Here is a 22,192-nt window from a genome sequence, read left to right as displayed (position 1 = left end):
TCACAGTGATGTCATCCTTCCTGTTTTATAGGTTACTGCTTAATATTAAAGAGATCGTTGAATGATTCTATCATCGTCGGATGTGTATAAATGTTATCCCGTAATACTTGATAAGGGATGTTCTGATCAATTGCCAGCTTAACCTGGTTGATGAGCTCTTCTGACTGTGCGCCGTATAATGTAGCACCGAGTATTAAATCAGTTTTGGCATCGATCACTACTTTAAATAGACCGCGAGGATCATTATTGACTTTATGTCTTGGAATCTGATTGACTGGCAGTGTATTTTCTAATATTTCGCAGCCTTGCTCACGCGCTTCAGCAGCAGTCAGACCGACACGGGACAGCGGTGGATCAATGAACACTGTATAAGGCACGGCGCCTCTGTTAGCAGTCGTTCTTGTCCCTTCGCCGAACAATGCATCTCTGACAATTCTGAAGTCATCCAGTGAAATGTATGTGAACTGCATGCCGCCTTTCACATCGCCAAGTGCATAAATATGAGGAACTGTTGTTCTCAGCTGTTGGTCAACTTTAACCTGGCCGTGCTCGCCGAGTTCAACCTCTGTATTTGACAGCGCCAGGTCTGTATTCGGCTGACGGCCTGTCGCAAGCAGCACAGCATCTGTTTCAAATGAGCCTTGTGATGTTTCGACGACTGTATAACCATCCTTGTCAGTAATACGTTCTGTTTGGGCATCAAGCACAAAATTAATGCCGCGGTCTGTCATGTCTTTAACGACTTCAGCTGCAATCTCGTCATCTTCACGTGCCATTAAGCGGCCGCCGCGTTCGATGACTGTGACTTCAGTTCCGTAATTCATAAACGTCGCCGCAAACTCAAGCGCAATATAGCCGCCGCCGATAATCACAAGACGTTTCGGCTGTTCCGCTAAATTCATGATGCCTGTTGAGTCATAAAGGTATTTCGATGTCTTTACGTCGTCGATTTCAGGAATGACCGGTTTCGCTCCTGTATTAATGATAATGTGATCACCACTGATTGTCTCTACTACTTCATTCTGTTCATTAAGCAGCTCGATTTCATCATTGGATTTAAACTGTGCTTTATAGTTCAGCACTTTTATATTGTCATCTTCATTCAAGTTGTTGAAGTTCTTTTTGTTGAGTGCCTGCACAACTTGACGTTTTCTTGAAACGCCTTCGTCAAAGCTGATAGCCTGCCGGCTGCCGTGGAACAAAGTTTTTGATGGGATACAGCCGACATTGATACAAGTCCCGCCGTACATCTCTTCAGATTTCTCGATGACCGCGACTGATTGACCTTGTGCCGCTGCGAATTTCGCGATTGTTTTACCGCCTTTACCGAATCCTATAATTACTAAATCATACTTCATGATAATCCTCCTGTACTATGTCGTTCAGCACATCTCTTACTGTGATACTACGATAATGCGCTGCAATCACTTCCTGCTCCTTACGCTGATAATCAACCATAACATCTTTAATACTCCGGGAAATATCACACGGATTATCAGTACTACCCGTGAACAGCCGTCTTGTTGACCTGCCTTCCATAAACAGAAGATAAAGATCAGCAAGTGACACATCAATCGTGCCGGCGTTCGCCGTGTAGCCGCCGTATTTCCCATTGAATGACTCAATATAATGATGCTCATTCAGCTTACTGAGCACCCGTCTCAGCTGAGCCGGGTTGACACATATTTTAGCTGCGAGCTCGCTGCTGCTGAATTTATCCTCGGGATGCTTTGCCAGGCAGCTGAGAATATGAACCGCCATATTAAATTCAAGATTCATAACACTGCTCCTATATGAAAAAATCATCCATTTATCCGAGAAGTGGCCTTCAAACTGCTCCTGAAGGCCAAAATTATGAAAATATCATCCATTTATCCGAGAAGTGGCCTTCAAACTGTTCCTGAAGGCCAAAATTATAAAAATATCATCCATTTATCCGAGAAGTGGCCTTCAAACTACTCCTGAAGGCCAAAATTACGAAAAAATCATCCATTTATCCGAGAAGTGGCCTTCAAACTGCTCCTGAAGGCCAAAATTACGAAAAAATCATCCATTTATCGAAAAAGTGGCCTTCAAACTGTTCCTGAAGGCCAAAATTACGAAAAAATCATCCATTTATCCGAGAAGTGGCCTTCAAACTGCTCCTGAAGGCCAAAATTATGAAAATCACAGAATTCATTAAGCTATAAGTTTTCACCATTCGTCGCGATCACTTCTTTGTACCAGTCAAATGAATCTTTTCTGATCCGTTCTCCTGTTCCACGGCCATCGTCATCTTTATCCACATAAATGAAGCCGTAGCGTTTGCTCATTTCGCTTGTTGACATAGACACCAGGTCAATCGGCCCCCACGCAAGGTAGCCCATAAGATCGACACCGTCTTTGACCGCTTCTTTCATCTGTTCTATGTGCCGCTTCAAATAATCAATCCGGTATGAATCATGAATGCGGCCCTCTTCTACTTTGTCATATGCACCGAGGCCATTTTCCACGATGAACAACGGCTTCTGATATCTGTCCCACATATCGTTCAGCAGCGTTCTTAAGCCGAGCGGATCAATCTGCCAGCCCCAGTCGGACGATTCAAGATATTTATTTTTAAGACTGTTCATTAAGTTACCTGCTGTCACTTCTCCTTCAGGTGCAGCAGAAGACAGCAGCGTCATGTAGTAGCTGAATGAAATATAATCGACCGGATATTGCTTCAATACTGCTAAATCTCCATCTTCCATCTGAATCGTTATATTATTCTCTGCTAAGTAACGCTTGAAGAAGTTCGGATATTCGCCGCGCGCATGCACATCTGTGTACATTAAGTTCAGCTGATTATCAACCTGTGCTTTTCTGATATCTTCAGGATGACATGTGTTCGGATAGGACAGCATTCTTGCAAGCATACAGCCCATCTGTGCCTCGGGATCAATTTCCTTCAGCTTCTTCGTCGCAAGACTGGACGCCACGAACTGATGATGGAGTGCCTGATAAGCTGCCTCTTCAGGATTCTCTTCAAGGTCGCTCAGCACACCGCCGCCTGTAAAAGGAGAGATATTGATGATATTGATTTCGTTGAAAGTGATCCAGTACTTTACCTGGCCTTTGTAACGATTGAAGACAGTCTCAGCGTATGTCACGAAGTGCTCAATACATTCACGGCCGACCCAGCCGTTGTATTTCTCAATCAGGCCGTACGGCGTCTCATAATGACTGAGCGTCACGACAGGCTCGATGTTGTATTTTCTCAGCTCCTTGAAGACCTCATCATAATACTTCAGACCCGCTTCATTCGGCTCAGCATCATACCCATTCGGGAAAATACGAGACCAGTGGATCGACAGACGGAACGCTGTAAAACCCATTTCAGCGAACAGTTTAATGTCCTCTTTGTACGTGTGATAAAAATCAATACCTTCACGTTTCGGGAAACGCCCGGAATATTCGCCTGCAAGTGCTTTCTTGATGACATCACTTGTCACTTCCATATGGTTGTCTTTCGTGCGCTGCTCCTTCGGAATATATTCCACGAAGTCAGCTGCTGACAATCCTTTACCGTCTTCATCAAATGCCCCTTCTATTTGATTCGCTGCCGTCGCACCGCCCCATAAGAAATCGTCTTTAAATCCTTTAATTGTTTCCATCATTATTTCCCCCTCTTCTTATCACTGCCATTATATAGTAAAGCCCTTCATCTATAAAATATAAGGCCCGATGTTATAATAAGCATAAAGGACGTGACATAATGAATATCCATCAAATTGATCAGTATTTGAACATTACAGCGGACGCTGCGCTTGAAGACTACATGCGTGCTTTCATGCTGAAAATACCGTTTGAAAATATCAATGTCCAAAATAATATACCCATTTCCACCAGCACTGATGACTTGTTCGATAAAATCATCATTAATCATAGAGGCGGCTTCTGCTACGAACTTAACACATTTTTCAGGGCTTATCTGACGGCGAAAGGATTTCACGCCTATAACGCTGCTGCGACGGTCAAATCGCCGCACGGCTGGGCGCTGGAAGGCTCTCATATGACGACGCTCGTGCAGCTGGACCGGCTGTATATAGCGGACGTCGGTTTCGGCGATCTGCCGATGAAACCCGTCCCGCTGTCAGCACTAGAAGCACCTGACATCGTGGATGACATCAACGGCCGCTTCCGGGCGATTCAGACCGGCGGCCGCTTCGAGCTGCAGAAAGAGACAGACGGCAGTTTTAACACGCTTTATAAAGGGCTGACAGACGAGAAGTCTCTGGCTGATTTCGCTGCTATGATTGACTATAACCAGCACAACCCGCAGTCCATCTTCGTCCAAAATCTGCTTATCACGAAAGCTCAGGCGGACGGCCGCGTATCGATGAGCCAGGACCATCTGACGATTACAAAGAACGGCGACAAACAAAAAATAAAACTCACGGCAGAGAACTACCGTGAGCTGCTTAATAAATATTTTGGTCTGGATACAACTATCGATCGGCTGGAACAACTGAACTAGCTGTTTCTAACCTTAACAGAACACTGTAGTGCCGGTTTTTTCTTTGAAAAATCACTCCCATCGCTATAGGAATATTTTTCAAAATCAAACAAATAACTAAAAAAATTGTTATTGATTCAAATAATAGAATTAAGTATAATAGTCATGTATTAGATTATTACACCTTTGTTGTTATATAACTTAAAAGGAGGATATTTATGAATATCCAAGAACGCTCTTATATTGAATCTAAAGTTGCTTCAGAAAAGAAAAGTGGTCCTGTTGCATATTTACTATGGTTTTTTCTGGGTTCTTTAGGTGTCCATCGCTTCTATTTAGGAAAACCGGCAACTGCTATCGTAATGATTGTTGTGACACTTCTAATTAACTGGTGGATGTTTTTCATTCCGATGGCCATCTGGCTGATTGTTGATGCCTTTCTTATTCCAGGCTGGCTAAAGAAACATGAGGCGGAAGTAAGAAACCGTGCGCAAAATGAATTGCTGTTTTACCAACAGACTAATACTAATCCTCAGTCAGCTGTTTCAGTGAATATTAGTCATAATGGCGAGAGGTCATCAGAAGGTTCTGCTCAAAGAGTCATTGAAAAAAGTAATAGTGATGAGGCTACTGAGAAGCAAATATTTACAGTACCTCCGGTCAAAGATTCAATCGTTGATTCATTAATCACACCAGTTAATGAAAACGTAATTTCAGCTGATACATCCACTCTTAAATCGGTTGAAAAGTAATCCTCAAAACAATAATTAACTATGAATGATAAACACAAAATAAACCTCACGGTATACCGTGAGGTTTATTTAATAATGTCACTTCGATTGACTTAGTAACTATACTGCAGTACTTTAGCGCCGGAATAACCATACAATGACTCAGCGCCTGCCAGTTCCACCCGGCCGTACTTGTCATCATTGACGTTATAAAGCTTATGGCTGTAAGTTCTGACACCGTAAACGTTGAAGTTCGCATCGACGAGCGGTGAACCTGATGCGCCTGCTCTGAACCTGTCTTTCGTCATCAGTTCGGTTATATTCGAGCTGCGGCCGAGGAACACTGCCTGATTCCAGTAACGCGTCGTGTAATCATCTGTCCCGTGATACGGATAGCCGACGGAATAAAGCGGCGTGCCTGGACGCAGCTGATTGATCTGCCAGTCAGTGGCAAGCTTCAGCGGTTTGACGTAAGCTGTCAGACGGTTCTTCGTATGCAGCACCGCAAGATCCGCCGACGGAATTTTGACGATATCCTTCACTTCGAAGTTATACGGGATTTTCTTGCCGTCGCGGTTCATCATGAAGCGGATATACTTCGCCTGTACTTTATTCCCATTCTTATCACCTATGACATGGGCATTCGTCAGCACCGTGTAATCATCAATGACAAAACCTGTCCCCATCGATTCTTCGCCTTCACCTGCCCAGCCATTCTTGTTTGAAATATAGCCGACTGCTTTATAGCGTGATTTGCTGTCATTGCCCTGTAGTTTCATGATTGTTGTCGAGTTGCTGTAAGACTTGGCACGCTCATAACCGGTCTGTAAGTTGTTCGGCTTCAGGCCGTCATAATAATAATCTGTCTCCATCGCATGCGCCTGAGTCGTCAAAGAACATAACAGCACGCCTGTTATTACAAATAATCGTCGTTTCATCTGTATACCCCTGTTTTTATATTTGAAAAATGATTAATGATAGTAAATATACCACGGACCTAGCAGGAGGTATAGCGGATGTTTTAGGGAATCAGGGATGACTGGACATAGTGGGAGAGTTATGAGCGATATTCCGCGTTTATCAGTCATAACTCAAGTGTCCTCGGCGATTCATGGATGTCCCGGGAAAAACGCGATATAACGCTTTCTGACCAACAATAAAAAGCCAGCGCAGGCTGACTTTCATTACTTCGTATATAATCGTTTAATTTCTTTGATAGTCGCTTGATCTGCATATTGATAGCCGTAAAATGCGCCGTCCGCTGAATCATAAGTCAGAATGGTCTGCCCGTAAATATAGTTCTCAGTGTCTGCACTTGTGTAAACGAAATCCGCTTTCTTGCCCCAGTACTTCAGCATATCCTTATAACTGAATCTGATGCTCTCATTGTTATAATTGATGTAGCGCAGCTTGAACTGCGGATAAGTCTGCCGACGTTGACCCGTGAAATAAGTCTCAGCCAGGTCATAATAGTCATCTGACTCGAGCTCATAATCCAGCTCATAATCATAATACTGGTTGACACTTCTATAAGAACTCGCCGGCTTCCCCCATTTCACCTGTGCTGTTTTCACTGTGTCACCCAGCTTGACCCCCCTGAAAGTCATCTTCCCGGATTTCAGCGCTGTGATGACTTTTTTGTCCTTTAAGTTGACTTGTCCCGGTATGTTCCTGGCAGCTTCTGCGTGATGGGTCCATGGGACAGCGATTAATAATACAAGTAAGAGAGAAACTAATTGTTTCATCATAAACACTCCTTGAAAAGTAATTTGGCGGCTGCCTGATTTCATTATACTTTGAAAACGCTTACATAACATAGCTTAAATGATAGAAATCTGTTGTATATTAGTAATAATAGTATAATATAGTAAATAAATATAATTATATGCTAGGAGGAGATCTATGCCGGCTAAAATCAAAAGAAATCTGGTCCTCACAGTCATTTTGTTTATTATACTGGCTGCTGTTATTTACTACATAGCGATGCCTGACCATCCTGTCATAGCAATTCTAGCAATCAGTTACTTAGTTCTATCATTACCTATATCTTATGCGGATGAATATGCCAGATATTATAAGAAAAACAACTTCAGCCCTGCCCTCGTCTATAAATGGCAGAAGCGTTCAACTATCCCTACTATTGTAGTGTCACTTATCTACTTAGTCATAATTTTTTCATCTTTTGGATTCTTGTCTACCACATCCGGAATGATGGGAGCAATTACCGGGTTAACTATTGGAAATATCATCAGATTTTTCAAATCACGTTCAGCTTACCGCAAAATGCTGGTCAGAGAGAGTCGAGATGATAGTTAGAATAAAAAAATGCAGGAAAACAACCTTTCAATTGGTCGTTTTCCTACATTTTTATTTTGTCGTCAAAAGAATGAGAAAATGGAACTATTTTATTGTTACTTAGTTAAGTGATAGTTCATTTCGAAGACTCTCCAACTACCTTGAGAGTTTTTGTGATAAGTCAGTTCAAAGAGATTTTTATAGTAGTGCTTAATTTCATTTTTATTGACCAGCTGGCTAGTTGTTGGTTTACCGTAAACCTTTTGTACGGCGGTTGGTGAATATTTGAGAAGGTACCAGAATTTATAGCCGTCTACTTTAGCTGAATTAAAGTTATAAACAAATTGATTTGTACTACCATATACAGCAGCAGTTGGGTATTTGCCATAACCTGCTTCAAAACTCGAATTACCAGATATACTATAAGTAGAAAAATATGATGGTCTTCCCCATTGATATTTCACTGTCTTGAATGTATCTCCGATTTTAACGATTTTTCCTTGTTCACTTTTATAGATAAACGACTTTGCTTTCAATTGTCTGGCAACAGTAGTATTTAATAAGTCAGGCGCTTTAAACGTTTGACGAGTAGCGGCAGAAGCATCATTATCACTGATAAGTGGTGTAACGAAAAGAGCAGAAGTCAGCGCAACAACAGCAAATTTTTTCATTTGATTGCCTCCTTGAATCTATTTTATTACAGTTACATTATACACTTAAAAGATCTTTTAAACTTCTTATATTTTAAATTTTACATAATTTACTTGAAATTTATATTACGGAGAATATATTCATTTTAGTTGCTATCTTTATCAGCATGAATCTTACATTAAACATAAAGAAGGCCGAGTTAAAAAATAGACACGGTACGAGAAAATCAAATAGATGGATCTATTAAAGCAAAAGAACCCGTTATTCCTTAATAAAGAGGAGAATAACAGGTTCTTGTCACACTATTCAGTTGTTAAAACTGATGACCTCATAGAAAGTCATTAGGTGTTCAGCGGACTCTCATAATAACAGGCTTTTAATTACAACACCGTCTTCGTCGCTGCCAGAAATTCATACAGTCCTGTCAGGTCATCCAGCTGTTTGTTGCAACTCCTGCTGTCGTGGCAGATGTAGTTGCCGTTCTTTGTATAAGTGCCATCTCCTGCAATCTTAGTCGTTGCGAGAAACATCGATACCTTGCTGTCGTTCTTACAGATTGGACAGACGCCTTTGTTGACGCTTGGTGATAAGTCACCGTATAGCCCTCTCAGTTCACCTTCGTGGTAGAAGATGATGAATTTCTTCTGCTGGCCCGGATCATTCCAGCCGATATAAGTCGATTCAGTGAGCTCGTAATCCGCCCAGTTCTGATACTTCAGCTTCTTCACCTTCTTGAACAGCTTATCCAGCTGCTGATTGGACGGTACTTTGAATGGTTCAACGTAAATCTTCAGCAGTTCCAGCTGTTTATCCAGCTGGTGCCTCGTCATCGTGCGGTCCATCATCACATTCAAGAATGCTTCCACTTCAGGCAAAGGTTCCGTGAAAATCTGCTCGACACTTTCCTGTATCAGACTCTGATAAGTCTCAATCATCTTCGGGTCATTCATCGTCTGGTAAGCCTTCATCAGACGCATACTCTGGCGCTTAATGCCGATATATTGGTAAGGCAGTATGTTGTTCATTAAAGTCAGTCCTTGTATTGTGGCTTGTGCATCCATTATATCATTCAGCACTTAATAACTAATAGAAACATGATGTCAGCTCAAATTATCAGTAGCTGAACCATCCTGCTACTTATATAATAAAATAAATTACATTGTTACTAGTAAATAGATTAACTGTTACTTCAAAGTTCGTTGAAGGAGGAAAACTATGTCGAAAAGTGACGCTATCTCTTTTCTTGCTCAAAGTCTGATTGTCATCGTGGCGCTCTGCAGCTTACCTGGTATAGTCAGAGAAGGATTAAACAAAGATAATTACTTTACGCTCATTATGTTATTCGGTGCGCTTTCTCTTGTAGCCAGTTATTTTACCGGCATTTATACTAATACGCTCGACCGGGAAGATCCAGCAAAAGATTATCCGGCGGCTGTCAGTATTAAATGGTCTTGGATCAACACAGCCATCCAATCCGTATGCCTTATCGCTTTCATCGGCTGCCTGATATTTACGCTCACTTACTTCCCCGGGCAAAAGCTATGGCCGCTCTTCTGTGTCTTTTGGATAGGTATGTGTATCACAGTGATTTATAGAGAAGCGAAGCGGCGGAAGTATTTGAAGGAATCATACTTCTAGGAAACAGAAAAGTCACTTTACATACTTATTCAAGCGCAAGTGGACATATTTATTTGTTAAAATTAATAGCTAGGATAACTCGATAATTAGAAAGGACATGTCCATGATACCCTCACTATTAGCAATTAGAGATGAAGACCGAAAGTTTTTATTAAAATATAGCTATGATCTTGTAGACAGTTTGGAAGAAGAAATGGATTATGTACTAAACATGGTTGATCACGCAGTCGAAGAGACTTTGATTGAACAGTTCGGCTATGACTATGACCTTGAACAAATAATGACGAATACCTGGGTCAAAGATTTATATGAACGTAAAGCATTGATTCAGCAGCATTTATCTGATGATAATGGTTACACTAACTATCAGCCTTATCAGCTATGGATATACGGAGACAGTGAAGTCAAACTGACACTGCATAACAACCAAGTACTGATTGGGCGTATGGAAAGTCTGGATGAAGAAGATATAAACCATGCCTGGCTAGAATTCCGCCTCACTGCAACTGCTGAGTTAAAACCGATAGCATTCAATGACATTAAAAGTGTCCATAAGATATAAAACACCCCGGCTGTTAGATTGAATCCTAACTGTCGGGGTGTTCTCTGCTTATCTGATTTTATGACCTCTAATGAACTTAGCCTTTTAAAGGCAGCTCCATGTCCTTCAGTTTATCAAAGAAAAGCACTTCATCCTGGCCATAGTGAAAACGTCCGTCCTCATCTATATGGTACTGATCGCTATCAATCGTCTTCTCGATGAAGGCCAGGAAATCATTCAATGACTCGGCGACGACATACATCGTCTCGAAATCGCTGCCATAGGTGATGACCTGTCCCTTTGTTCCCGTCTCACCCGGATCTGTATCAACAGCCAGGAAGTTACCGAAACCGTCAGTCGCAAAAGGCAGCCAGAGCTCATGATAGTACTCTTCCTTAATGGCACCTTCAGGCACAACAGAAACCGCAATCTCTTCCGCTTCATCCTGATTAAACTCCACTTCTCTGATGACTTCCTCCAGCGGCAGCCACTCAAGACCGAAGAACAGACCGACACTGTCATAACTCTCACCATCCGCTTCCCGGTACAGCGCCACGAACTGTTCATCAAGCGGTGCCTTGAATACTTCAGCAAGCGCCTCAATCTCCTCATCCGTCGCACCTGGATTCAATGTAGCCGCGAAATAAACCTTGTCATTCTCAAACAATCGTTTAATGTCCATACAATACCTCCCCTTTGTAATAGTTGATTATTCCCTGTGAGGTAGATATTTACACATTGTTAGGTCTATAATATAATGGCTAAAATTACTCTTGATTAATAAAGGAGACGAATATGAACAGATATGACGCTATTCTTCTTTTCAGCCAGATCGGCATGCTTATCCTCGGCTTGCTGTATCTACCTGACATCATCAGATCAGGCCTGACACCAGATAATCTATATGCCCTCTTTATGCTACTCGGTGCACTGACACTCGTCGCAGGCTTCGGCACAAACATTTTCACTAATACCCTAAACCGCGAAGATTACAGCAGACACTATCCGCTGATAGTCCGGCTGCGCTGGTCATGGATCAATACAATCATTCAGGGACTCTGCATCATAGCCTTCGCCGCCATCTGTTATTACCTCACCTTTTTTCTGAGTGACGAGTGGTTATGGCGTATACTGAGTCTTCTCTGGATTCTAGTGTGCCTCTATGACATTTACCGGGAATGGCGGCAAAGAAGAAGATGGATAGGAAGGGAGACAAAAACAGGCTCCAGTAGTTAAGATTCCTTCTTATAAAGCCCCTATATAAAAGACTGTTGCTGAGACAATAGTATGAATCAGCAGAAACAGCAGAATAACATGAATGGACGGCGGCTCATACTCCTCCTCCAGGACGACAAAGTAATCAAACAACATCTTCTTGAATTTATCCATGTGCGAACGACCTCCTTCATAGAGGAGTATAAGATATGGTCATGACAAGAAGTGACGTAGACCATGGAATATGAGAAAATCATTCAATGTCTCTGAGATTATATTAGCTCGACAACTGAAAGCCATCAAAAAAATACTGCTCTATCTGACAGAAGTCTCCTTCATCACCCTAACTGAATATAGTTTCAGCCAAGTTCGTTACAACAACCAGAACCGCCATTACGAACTGCCGGTTGATATCGCGAAGTTTCTCTATGACTCTATGTTGATCAGTGATGAAGCAGGCAGTCATCAGTTGAAGGAAATAAAGGACGAACAAGCATTATCATCGCTGTTTGAGAATTTTGTCTACGCATTCTATCAGAAAGAAACAGACTGGAAAGTCTCACGACCTAAGATTCACTGGGATGTCGATGACGGATACAGCGAAGCACTTCCAGTTATGCAGACGGATATTGTGCTAAAGAAAGATCATCAGACGATAATCATTGATACGAAATTCTATCAGCAGAATATGAAATCAAGATATGAGAACGAACCAAAGAAACATCTGACAGGCAATCTATATCAGCTATTCACGTATCTGGAGAACTATCAGAAGAAAGATGACGAAATGGTCAGTGGCATGCTGCTGTATGCGATGACGAATGACGAAGAGCAACCGGATCATGAGTATGTGATCAAGGGAAAGAAAGTAAAAGTAACACATATCAATCTATCGCAGGAAATGAAAAAGATAAGTCAGGAGCTGAAGGGGCTCGTTTGACTTATCATAATTTTTAACACTCAGTTTTTAAATTAATTCTAATGAGAAAGTTTTAAGTATGTTTAGTTAAAATATCCAGATAGGGAATTTGTGAAATTTTATATTTAGTAGATCATTATCTAAAGTAATCATCTATTTTTCTAAGCTTTATTTTGAAATCTTTAAGAGTTTCTTTTCTAAAATCTATAATTATTAGTTCATCTAAAAAACTATTGAAATCTTTAAAAATATTCAAATCATGAAAATGTTTATGTTTTAGATTTTTTAAGTTTTTAGCTGATTTTTTTAAATCAGCTAAGTTAAATTCATCAATTTTTAAGTTTTTTATTCTACTTGCTTCTATTTTGTTCCTTTTTATAGCCTTACAATTGCTAATTATAACTGTAAAATCCTTTACTAGATTATCTCTTAGCCTTAAATCATTAATAAACATTTCACATTCCCAAAGGATATATTCTAATATTTCTATGGACTCAGAGTATTCCTGATATGACTGATTATAATAATTTCTGTGTGCATATTGATGTCTGGCTTTAATCATTTCATCATACACCTTAACAAACGGATGGTTTTTGTTTAAGATGAATTTAAAATCTTTTTCATATGAGCAGAGTTCTTCTTCAAATTTTTTAAATGTAACTTGTGGACTGAAATTACCTGGAGGTATTTTTTTCTCCAAAAATCTGTTTATATATTTATTATCTGAATTGTTGTATTCTAAGCAATGGTAAATTGTATTTTTAAGCAAGCGCTCAGCAAAAGTATAACATTCAATTAATAATGAATATTCAGCTTTATGAATTACTTCTTTGGAAATACTAAAGTCTAATTTAATTGTATTATAAAATTTTCTATATTCTGTAGCGTTATCCGCTAAACTATTTGCAACATATTCAATTTTTTTATAATTATTTCGAATTTCTGTTAATGTATTATAACCATCGAATTGATGTATCATTTATTAACACTTTCTTCCACTATTTGCTTTGAAATGTTGTATCTATCTCTTTGAGCTTCTGTTGTCCCCGTAGAAATACTATAAGGATTTATATTATCTCTTCTTGCTTTTTCAGTTATCATAATCATATTTTTTATATAATTATCTCTAAGAAGTTGATGATTTATTTCTCCCTTTTCTTGTAATTTGCATATTAGGGCAGCCATAATAGATTCAAATATACTTATATTAATATAACCCATAAATACAGGGCTATCATCAGCCATTTTATCAACTTGTTTAAAATATTCATCCTCCTTAAATGCTTCCAAAACTATATTTAAAGCATTTATAAAGTTATGCAAAAACACTTTATCTAAGTTTTTGTTTTTATTATATTCACAGTACTCATTTAATGTGTTCTTTATACCTTTATTCTTAGATGAAAAAGTCTTTTTGAAAAATAAATCATAGAAACATATAGTTCTGATAAACGCCTCAATGTGAGCATCTTTTTTAATGTTGTTAATTGAAAAAATTTTTCTTAAGCCTTCTATTCCATCAACAAATTCATAAACTTCTTGAATAAATGTACCATAAGAAAGAGATTTTCTAATTTGCATCGGATTCAATCTAACAGAACCAGTATTTATTCTCTCAAAAATCAGATACTTCGAATCAAAATTTAAAGGATCCAATTGTTTAAATTCAATAAGTGGTATAGTACTTCTTTTAATTTTCGCTTGATGTTTTTTTTCTAAATTTTTAAAAGTTTTATTTGCAATTTCTTTTGCTACTTTGCCAGATAATTTTGCAGGTATCATTTTTTTAGTTTTTCCTTCTTCATAATTCCAAGGTCGACTATTTACAAAGTTTGAAAGAGTAGTAACTCTTTGAAAACCATCAATTAATTCATATTTATTATCGTCAATTTCAAGCAAAAATAAAGGAGGAATTGGTAATCCAAGGATAATAGACTCGATAAGTCTAGAACACTTCAATGAATCCCATACAAAATTTCTTTGCATTTTTGGTACTAATATTTCTTCATTTTCAAACATATCAATAAGTTCACCATAAGATCTATTACTTACCCAATGCTTTATCTTGTATTCAGATAATTCATTTACTTCTACTTCAGTAAAATCAAAAATACTTTTAATGCTTTCTTCAAGATCTATAGGACATTCTATCTTATTTGAGTGTATGTACTCATTGAAATCATCAATGTTATCAAAGGTTTTTTCATCAGTATATCCCTCAAACTCTATATCATTAATCGTAGTTAGAATATTTTCATTAATAGTTAAAAACACTTTTTTTTTCATTGATTCTCCCTCTTTCAAATAATTAATGTATTTAAAAAGTATTTTTTTATTAAATTCAGTTTTTCGATTTTATATTGTTGGTTTATTACTTTTCTATCAAAAATGATAGAGAAACTACCAATTTTTTTTTGTTCCAAATAGGATTTACTCATTTTTAATTTTTTGGTTTTTAAAATGCTAAAATGTCGTTTATAACCATCTTGTTCAATCATATTATAATCAAGTATTGCATATAAATACTTCATATCTACTACATTTGAAAATAAAAGTTTGACTCCATCTCCACCAACTATAAATGGAAAATCTATATATTTTAAATTCGTTGTATGATCTCCAAAAACAATGATGTCTTTTCTTTCCGAAAAAACTTTGTTTTCTTCATCTGAATAACCCACAATTTTTTCTTTACCTTGGTCTATAACCGGAAATTTTCCAACTTTTTTTATACTGCTATTACTTATTTGTAAATTACGAATTGAAGTAGTTCTAATAATCTGTTCTACAGTCATCTCTTCCCACTCCGGATAATCCTCACCATTCTCATCTTTGAATCGCAATTCTTGAGAGAATATCTTTTGCATATATCCCTTCTTCTGCTCTTCCAATAACGCCAGCTTCTTCTCTTCCAACTCAATCTGCCGATCAAGCTTACTAAAAAACTCACTGATTTTTTTTTGTTCTTCTACTGTAGGAAAGTTAATTCTCAATTTTTTAATATCAGAGTTATATAAGTGAACAACAGTTTTACCTTGTGCATACTTTGATAATTTCAGCTTATTTTTTCCATTAATTGAAAGGGAAAGAAAATTGCCGTTGTAATCCTTACTAGGTGTAATAACATTGATATCCCCTCCTAAATAAACTTCTTCATGAGTATTTAAACTAGAGGCTGTAGCAATATCCAAAGAAGTTTCACCAGAGGAAGGAATTAAAACATCTTGATATTGGGCTTTAACTAGATTTTTCGTTTTTAACTCTGTTTTGCTATAAACTTCATTTATTAATGCACCATATTTAGTATAGAGCTCACCATACAATATACATTTATGTCCCGTAGATGATAAATCACTTTTTGATATCAATTTTCCCTTTGTAAAAGATCCTATTTTTGAAAGTTCTTTTTCCTCCCACTCTCCACTAAACTCAGGAAAGCGTAACTCCGGCACTCTCTTTTCATTAGTCATGCTACAACACTCCTAATTCTTTCAAATATCCGTTAATTTCTTCTTCTAATACTGCAATTTCTTTATCGATATCCTTCAATTCCTGTTGTACTTTCTCTAAATCAACCGGTTCTTCTTCAATGAACGTATCCACGTATCTTGGAATATTTAAATTATAATCATTTTCTTTAATCTCTTCTAACGTCGCTGCATAGCTATAGCGGTCGATAGTCTCTCTTGTTTGATAAGTCTCTACAATTTTATCGACATGTACGCTCGTCAGGTTGTTCTGGTTCTTTCCCTTTTCAAATTCTTCTGATGCATCAATGAACAACACTTTATCATCTTGTTGACGGCATTTCTTGAAGACTAAGATACATGTAGGAATGCTTGTACCGTAGAAGATATTAGCAGGTAATCCGATGACAGCGTCCAAGTAGTTCTTCTCTTCGATTAAGTACTTACGAATCACACCTTCTGCTGCACCGCGGAATAAAACACCGTGTGGTAATACGACTGCCATTGTGCCATTATCATCTAAGTGGTAGATCATGTGTTGGACGAAAGCAAAGTCTGCTTTTGATTTTGGTGCGAGTTTACCGTAGTTAGAGAATCTCTCGTCATCTAGATACTTTGCATCTGCTGACCATTTTGCACTGTACGGCGGATTTGCAATTACCGCTTCAAACTTCTCCTCTATAATTGACGGCTCTTCTAATGTGTCACCATTATGAATTGTAAACGCATTAAAGTTCACATCATGCAGTAACATATTCATACGTGCGAGGTTGTATGTCGTACTATTCAGTTCCTGTCCGTAGTAATGACGCACATTCGCTTCTTTACCGACACGTAGGAGAAGAGATCCTGATCCACATGTCGGGTCATAGACGTTCTTAAGGTCCGTCTTACCCATTGTTACGATTTTAGCGAGAATTTTAGAGACTTGCTGCGGTGTATAGAATTCCCCTGCTTTCTTACCAGCAGTCGCTGCGAACTGGCCGATCATATATTCATAGGCATCACCGAGCATATCAATCTCAAGTTCACTATGTACGAACGGCAGTTCACTTAGGTTCATCATGACTTTTGAGATGAGTTTCGTACGAGCTGCGACGTTATTGCCAAGACGTGATGAGTTCAAATCCATATCCGAGAACAGATTGACGAAGTCATCCTGACTGTCTGTTCCCAGTGTCGATTCCTCTACTTTACTTACAGCTTTAGCCAAATCTTCAATATTGAATTTATCCGCGATGATATCTGCAATCATCTTGCTATAGAGATACTGTGGTTCAATGACGAAGCCGATTCGTTTAGTCAGCTCATCTGTGATGGCCTCCTGATATTCAGGATTCTCCCAAGCGTCTTCATAGCTGATGTCATCATCACTGAGTAACTCTGCAATTTGCTCTTCTGTCTTCTCTGATAAGAAACGGTAGAAGATTAACCCTAAAATATAATTTCTGAATTCACTCGCATCCATATTCCCGCGAAGATCATTCGCAATACTCCATAACTTCTTATGTAACTCCGCCTGCTGTTGTTTCTGTGCTTCTGTAACTGACATCATAAACTTACTCTCCTTAAATTGAATGATTTTATTTCAAGTTGAAAATTGGATATTTTTTTAAATTAGTTAGCTCTTCTTCATCCAACTTTTTTAAATAAAATTCTGTTTCTTCTTCATTACCTAGCAAAATATTTACACATATAGAGCCTATGAAATGTTCCTCTTGTACAAAAGAAATTTTTGTTTGCATTAATTTTTCACGTGTTTCTTCACTAATTCCATCAAACAGTCTATATTCTATTTGTGCCATATTTACTATCAAAATATTTTTTTCATTTGATGTTCTAGTGATTATATTATTTATTAGTTCTTGAGCAGCATCTAAAAAATTTCTATTTTTAGTTTTATCATAACAATAAATCAATTCTAGAGAAAAATTATTAAATACTTCAAACAAATCTTTACATTCATAATTATCTAATTTTCTTATACCTTCAATTATTCTATCTATATTAAAATTTATTGTGTTTAAGAAAAAATCTCGATTTAAGCTAAATATAAACGGAATTTTAATTGTCGGTTTAGAGGTTTCTTTTGGTTTTATTGCACACCAACTTTCAATAAATCTTAATGAAAATATATTAAAAACTTCTTTTTTATCATTATCATAAAAAACTGCCAAATTTGTATTACCAAGTGGAAGTTGATAAATATTACTTTTATTTAATCCATAATATTCAAAATTGTTATTTTTATAGCTTTCTATGAATAAACTAATAATTTTCATATCATCTATTGGATTACTTACTCCATTTAAATATCGAGAATCAATTTGCATCTCACTTAAGATTGTATCAAGTTCATTTAGATGGTCATTAATTTTATTTATTACTTCAATCTCCTCAAAACTATCAATTAATTCAATTTTAAAAAGTTCGCTCTCAATTATCTCATTATTAACTATAGCCTTATAGATTTTAATAGCTTCGATATATTTATTTATATCTAATAGACTATGAAACTTTAATTTTTGGATGTCTTTTTTATAAATATGCGTTATTTCTAAACTCTGATTAAATATTATTTTTTGATATTCTTTAGTTTTCTCAATTCTAACAAATATACGTAAATATTCACCGTTCAACCTGACTGTTGTATAATTACCCGATTCTAATTTAGTTATAGATAAAGCCGTTATAGGTAGTGTTGGATTAATATCTAATGGATCTTTTTTATATAAGTAAAAATCATTTTGTGGTAAGCCATTTTCATCTATTTTTATGGATTCTGATGTTCCAACTATAAGATTTTTACTGCCATGTTGTATTAATGATGAATTCATTCTTATAACTTGAATGCTTTGATGTTCAATAAATTTAATACATTCACCATAAAACTCCTCTAAGTTAATTTCGTAAAAAGATATAGATATGGTTTTTTGCTTTTCTTTATTATGAAGAATCTTATTGATTGTTAAAGGTAAAAGATGTCTCATATATATTTTTGATTCAACACATCTTTTTTCTGAATTATAGATTTGACCTACGACAAAATAAACAGCACCATTCTCTTTTAAAAATACATTTAAATCTTTAACATCTACGGGATATTTTATTACCTTGTTCAGTTTTGAATATTTTCTTCCTTTTATTTGAACCTTAATACTTTTGATATAGTTTTTTTTTGAAAGTTTATCAGTATTATAAACATCTATATTACCGTCAAATGAAATATCTTTATCTCCATAATTAAAATTATAATCTAAATTAGAAAGTTCTCCGATTACACCCTCTAAAATGTTTATAGCTTTTTTTTCAATTCTTTTAGCATCAATTTTCACACTAACACTCCTAAATTGATATAAGATTGTATACTTAAAATAGACAATTACAATAAAAATAATTCAATATAACAAAATATCTATATAGAAGAACTTATACTTTTCACAATAAGTTTTCTATATAGATATTAAATCATATCTCACTTCCGTATATCTTCGCTGTCTCTTTAACGAACGTCTGCACGTCATCGATTTTCTTACGTTTAACTAACAGTCCGCCTTTCAATGGCTTTCCTACTTCTGAACGGTCCAGCTGCCCGCTGAATTCATATTCTGATACGAGTCGGTTGAGCTGCTGCTGCGGATATTCAAATTTCTTTGAGAAGCTTTCGATAGCTTTCTGCTTTTCTTCTTCCTCGAAGTCCATAAAGGCATCGTCTATGCTTGAGCCTGGTAGTAAGGTCGGCACGACTTTATCCAAGAATGCTCTGATAAGGTCACGTTTCAGTCGCAGGTTCTCGTCATCTGCTTTGTCCAGCAGGACATGAATCTGTTGACGCATTTTATTCTGTTCCTTCTTGTCTTCTAAATTGATTTCACGCAGCAGATTCAAGATATAGCTGACATTGATAATATCATTGCGCATGATCTCAATCTCAAAGTCGATATCATCCAGAACAGAGACTTTATCCGCTTCTTTCCTCTTCTTCGTTTCTTCATAGAGATGCAGATATTTGCCTTTGTACTCCTCATACGTCTGCTGATTAATTTCAAGGACTGCTTCATCGAATTCAAATTCATCGAATGTCTTCAGCATCAGCAGTGTCTTGGAGAGCTGCTTGAAGGTCTCAACAAATGTCTTCTGCTGCTCTTCATCCTCAATCTGGTCAACACTTGATGGATCCGGTGCCATTGTGTAGAGCTCACCCAGCGTCTTCAGGAAAACATTTAGGTAATAATCGTAGGACTGACTGAGCACTGATTCTGTATTATCTGTTGTTGAGAAAAGCTGTATAGCATCATCTGTCGCTTTTTTCAGATTACGGTAGGCAACGATATTACCGTAAGGCTTTGTTTCCTTTTCAATACGGTTTGTCCGTGAGTATGCCTGAATCAGATCATGGTGTTTCAAGTTCTTATCGACATACAACGTGTTCAGCACTTTTGAGTCAAACCCTGTCAGGAACATATTGACGACAATCAGAATATCAATCTTGTTGTCCTTGATGCCCTGTTTGACACGTTTTGAGATATCAGCGAAATAGCTGTTGTATGTATCGGTTGAGTAGTTAGTGCCGAATGTCTTATTGTAGTCCTTGATGACACTTTCAAGCTGGTCCTTGGCGTGTTCTGTGACCTCGCCGTCACGCATATCTTGGTTCGGCTGATACGTGAAAATCGTTGCGATTTTAAGCCCGTTCTTGCCTTCCTGTTCAGAGAGTGCTTTCAGTGCGTGATAATATTTCATGGCCATTGGAATCTTCTGCGTCGCAAGAATGGCTGAGTACTGGCCATTCCGTGTCTTCTTATGATGATTGCGGTAGATGTGTTCTGCCACCATCTGAATGCGTTCATCTGCCATCCAGACTTCATCTGTGTTAATAGACTCCACATATTCTTCATTGGTAGTATCAACTTCATTCTTGAATGTGTTGATGTATTCTACCGAGAAACCGAGTACATTACCATCCCGGATGGCATCTTTGATGAGGTATTTGTGCAGACATTTCTCGAAGATATCTGCTGTCGCGCGGCCATCCTGACTTTTGTTCTCCTCAAAGCGAGGTGTTCCTGTGAAGCCGAAGTACTGGGCATTCTTGAACTGCTGCTTAATCAGGCGGTGCATCTCACCGAACTGTGTCCGGTGACACTCATCAATGATGAAAACTACTTTCTCAGTCTCATACTGCGCCATCACAGGGTCCTGACGTTTGATTGCATGAGCCATCTTCTGAATAGTCGTGACAATGAGTGATTTTGAGCGGTCCCCTAATTGCTTCAGAAGGGTATGCGTGTTATCTGTCATATCAACTGCGTCTTTTTCAAACTTATTGAACTCAGCTAAGGTCTGACTGTCAAGATCTCGTCTATCGACCAGGAAGATGACTTTACTGATGCCAGGTTCTTTAGCGAGCAGCTGACTCGCCTTGAAGGACGTGAGCGTCTTACCGCTTCCCGTCGTATGCCAGATATAGCCGTTGTTATTCGTTTCAAGCGCACGATTGATAATGGCTTCAACCGCATAGACTTGATAAGGCCGCATCGCCATCAGAATGCGGTCCGATTCATTCACTACCATATACCGTGCAATCATCTTCGCCAGATGACAAGGCTCAAGGAAGGTCTCTGCAAACTCCTTCAGATTGTTGATGCGATTGTTCTCTTCATCACTCCAGTAGAACATATGACTCTTATTAATTTCCTTGTCACTATTCGCATAATAACGTGTCTCAACACTGTTACTGATCACAAAGAGCTGGATATAACGGAAGAGCCCCGTAAAATTATGACGACGATAGCGTTCAACTTGATTGAATGCTTCAGAGAAAGCGACACCGCTTCTCTTTAGCTCAATCTGGGTAACCGGCAGTCCATTGATTAGAATCGTAATATCATAACGTCCTTTGTAGGTATCATGAACAGTGACCTGATTCGTCACCTGGAACTTATTCTGACACCACTTCTCTGTATTGAAGAATTCCAGATAGACCTTAGACTCATCATCCCGCGTCAGCACAAACTTATCGCGCAGAATCATCGCACTGTCAAAGACCGATTTACCATTAATCTGCGTCATCAGACGATCAAATTCAGCATCAGTCAGCGGTTCGTCATTAAGCTTATCCATATGACGCTCATTCAGAATCTGCCTGAAGTTATCAAGTAACGCTTCATTATCTTTTATCTGGATACGCTCATAGCCCTTGGCAACCAGTTGACTGATTGTCAGTTCCTCGAGTGCGTGCTCGGATTGGTACATGAA

22 protein-coding genes are annotated in these 22,192 nt (G+C 38.0%); 7 read left to right on the top strand and 15 right to left on the bottom strand.

What is annotated here, in order from left to right; translation table 11 throughout:
- Positions 1-32: 32 nt before the first annotated feature.
- From merA to KFV11_RS02255, 3 genes are all read right to left on the bottom strand, one after another.
- Entirely contained in the window at positions 33-1,361 is a 1,329-nt protein-coding gene (gene merA, locus KFV11_RS02265) for a hypothiocyanous acid reductase MerA (protein WP_254250582.1), read from the bottom strand.
- Entirely contained in the window at positions 1,348-1,779 is a 432-nt protein-coding gene (hypR, locus tag KFV11_RS02260) for a redox-sensitive transcriptional regulator HypR (protein WP_254250246.1), read from the bottom strand. Before hypR ends, merA begins: the two co-directional genes overlap by 14 nt.
- Before the next feature lie 404 nt (positions 1,780-2,183).
- Positions 2,184-3,638: a glycoside hydrolase family 1 protein gene (locus KFV11_RS02255; protein ID WP_254250245.1), complete on the bottom strand. Its 1,455-nt coding sequence runs from the start codon at positions 3,636-3,638 to the stop codon at positions 2,184-2,186.
- A gap of 98 nt (positions 3,639-3,736) precedes the next feature.
- Between KFV11_RS02255 and KFV11_RS02250 the strand changes: the two genes are divergently transcribed.
- Both KFV11_RS02250 and KFV11_RS02245 read left to right on the top strand, forming a co-directional pair.
- Entirely contained in the window at positions 3,737-4,498 is a 762-nt protein-coding gene (locus KFV11_RS02250; RefSeq protein ID WP_254250244.1) for an arylamine N-acetyltransferase family protein, read from the top strand.
- Between the two features lie 197 nt (positions 4,499-4,695).
- Positions 4,696-5,229 carry a TM2 domain-containing protein gene (locus KFV11_RS02245; RefSeq protein WP_254250243.1) on the top strand — a complete coding sequence of 178 codons (534 nt, stop codon included), beginning with the start codon at positions 4,696-4,698 and terminating at the stop codon, positions 5,227-5,229.
- A gap of 92 nt (positions 5,230-5,321) precedes the next feature.
- Here the strand turns inward: KFV11_RS02245 and KFV11_RS02240 are convergent, their stop codons facing one another.
- Together KFV11_RS02240 and KFV11_RS02235 are read right to left on the bottom strand one after the other, a co-directional pair.
- Complete coding sequence (locus KFV11_RS02240; RefSeq protein ID WP_254250242.1) at positions 5,322-6,146, bottom strand: S1 family peptidase; 825 nt, start codon at positions 6,144-6,146, stop codon at positions 5,322-5,324.
- A gap of 246 nt (positions 6,147-6,392) precedes the next feature.
- Complete coding sequence (locus KFV11_RS02235; protein ID WP_254250241.1) at positions 6,393-6,953, bottom strand: hypothetical protein; 561 nt, start codon at positions 6,951-6,953, stop codon at positions 6,393-6,395.
- A 157-nt stretch (positions 6,954-7,110) separates the two neighbouring features.
- Here KFV11_RS02235 and KFV11_RS02230 point away from each other — a divergent pair, with 157 nt between their 5' ends.
- Positions 7,111-7,524: a hypothetical protein gene (locus KFV11_RS02230; protein WP_149457866.1), complete on the top strand. Its 414-nt coding sequence runs from the start codon at positions 7,111-7,113 to the stop codon at positions 7,522-7,524.
- A 95-nt stretch (positions 7,525-7,619) separates the two neighbouring features.
- Here the strand turns inward: KFV11_RS02230 and KFV11_RS02225 are convergent, their stop codons facing one another.
- The gene (locus KFV11_RS02225) at positions 7,620-8,174 is read right to left on the bottom strand and encodes a hypothetical protein (RefSeq protein WP_254250240.1); all 555 of its coding nucleotides are present in this window, start codon (positions 8,172-8,174) and stop codon (positions 7,620-7,622) included.
- Positions 8,175-8,534: 360 nt separating this feature from the next.
- A complete protein-coding gene (locus tag KFV11_RS02220; protein WP_254250239.1) occupies positions 8,535-9,215 on the bottom strand; it encodes a FusB/FusC family EF-G-binding protein in 681 nt (226 codons plus the stop codon).
- 154 nt (positions 9,216-9,369) lie between these two features.
- On the opposite strand from KFV11_RS02220, the gene KFV11_RS02215 reads away from it, so the two are divergent.
- Positions 9,370-9,792 (top strand): hypothetical protein, encoded by a 423-nt coding sequence (locus KFV11_RS02215; RefSeq protein WP_254250238.1) that lies wholly within the window; start codon positions 9,370-9,372, stop codon positions 9,790-9,792.
- Between the two features lie 193 nt (positions 9,793-9,985).
- The gene (locus tag KFV11_RS02210) at positions 9,986-10,354 is read left to right on the top strand and encodes a hypothetical protein (RefSeq protein ID WP_254250237.1); all 369 of its coding nucleotides are present in this window, start codon (positions 9,986-9,988) and stop codon (positions 10,352-10,354) included.
- A gap of 76 nt (positions 10,355-10,430) precedes the next feature.
- Here the strand turns inward: KFV11_RS02210 and KFV11_RS02205 are convergent, their stop codons facing one another.
- On the bottom strand, positions 10,431-11,015 hold the full coding sequence (locus tag KFV11_RS02205; RefSeq protein ID WP_254250236.1) for an SMI1/KNR4 family protein: 585 nt from the start codon (positions 11,013-11,015) through the stop codon (positions 10,431-10,433).
- Positions 11,016-11,128: 113 nt separating this feature from the next.
- Between KFV11_RS02205 and KFV11_RS02200 the strand changes: the two genes are divergently transcribed.
- Complete coding sequence (locus KFV11_RS02200) at positions 11,129-11,569, top strand: hypothetical protein (protein WP_254250235.1); 441 nt, start codon at positions 11,129-11,131, stop codon at positions 11,567-11,569.
- Positions 11,570-11,578: 9 nt separating this feature from the next.
- Here KFV11_RS02200 and KFV11_RS02195 read toward each other — a convergent pair whose 3' ends face one another.
- Positions 11,579-11,722 carry a hypothetical protein gene (locus KFV11_RS02195; RefSeq protein ID WP_254250234.1) on the bottom strand — a complete coding sequence of 48 codons (144 nt, stop codon included), beginning with the start codon at positions 11,720-11,722 and terminating at the stop codon, positions 11,579-11,581.
- Positions 11,723-11,792: 70 nt separating this feature from the next.
- Between KFV11_RS02195 and KFV11_RS02190 the strand changes: the two genes are divergently transcribed.
- Complete coding sequence (locus KFV11_RS02190; protein ID WP_254250233.1) at positions 11,793-12,488, top strand: 5-methylcytosine restriction system specificity protein McrC; 696 nt, start codon at positions 11,793-11,795, stop codon at positions 12,486-12,488.
- 115 nt (positions 12,489-12,603) lie between these two features.
- On the opposite strand, the gene KFV11_RS02185 is transcribed toward KFV11_RS02190, so the two are convergent.
- The 6 genes from KFV11_RS02185 to KFV11_RS02160 all read right to left on the bottom strand — a co-directional run bounded on the left by KFV11_RS02185 (position 12,604) and on the right by KFV11_RS02160 (position 22,189).
- The gene (locus tag KFV11_RS02185) at positions 12,604-13,446 is read right to left on the bottom strand and encodes a hypothetical protein (protein WP_254250232.1); all 843 of its coding nucleotides are present in this window, start codon (positions 13,444-13,446) and stop codon (positions 12,604-12,606) included.
- The gene (locus tag KFV11_RS02180) at positions 13,443-14,753 is read right to left on the bottom strand and encodes a DUF262 domain-containing protein (RefSeq protein ID WP_254250231.1); all 1,311 of its coding nucleotides are present in this window, start codon (positions 14,751-14,753) and stop codon (positions 13,443-13,445) included. The genes KFV11_RS02185 and KFV11_RS02180 overlap by 4 nt, the downstream gene beginning before the upstream one ends.
- Positions 14,754-14,767: 14 nt before the next feature.
- Positions 14,768-15,937 carry a restriction endonuclease subunit S gene (locus KFV11_RS02175; RefSeq protein ID WP_254250230.1) on the bottom strand — a complete coding sequence of 390 codons (1,170 nt, stop codon included), beginning with the start codon at positions 15,935-15,937 and terminating at the stop codon, positions 14,768-14,770.
- 1 nt (position 15,938) lies between these two features.
- On the bottom strand, positions 15,939-17,486 hold the full coding sequence (locus tag KFV11_RS02170; RefSeq protein WP_254250581.1) for a type I restriction-modification system subunit M: 1,548 nt from the start codon (positions 17,484-17,486) through the stop codon (positions 15,939-15,941).
- 31 nt (positions 17,487-17,517) lie between these two features.
- Positions 17,518-19,269: a hypothetical protein gene (locus KFV11_RS02165; protein WP_254250229.1), complete on the bottom strand. Its 1,752-nt coding sequence runs from the start codon at positions 19,267-19,269 to the stop codon at positions 17,518-17,520.
- 133 nt (positions 19,270-19,402) lie between these two features.
- A complete protein-coding gene (locus KFV11_RS02160; RefSeq protein WP_254250228.1) occupies positions 19,403-22,189 on the bottom strand; it encodes a type I restriction endonuclease subunit R in 2,787 nt (928 codons plus the stop codon).
- Positions 22,190-22,192 lie beyond the last annotated feature (3 nt).

The organism is Macrococcus equipercicus (assembly GCF_024205945.1).
Taxonomy (GTDB): Bacteria; Bacillota; Bacilli; order Staphylococcales; family Staphylococcaceae; genus Macrococcus; species Macrococcus equipercicus.
The sequence above is the reverse complement of the archived record's forward strand: the minus strand, read 5'-3'. Positions and strand labels throughout refer to the sequence as shown.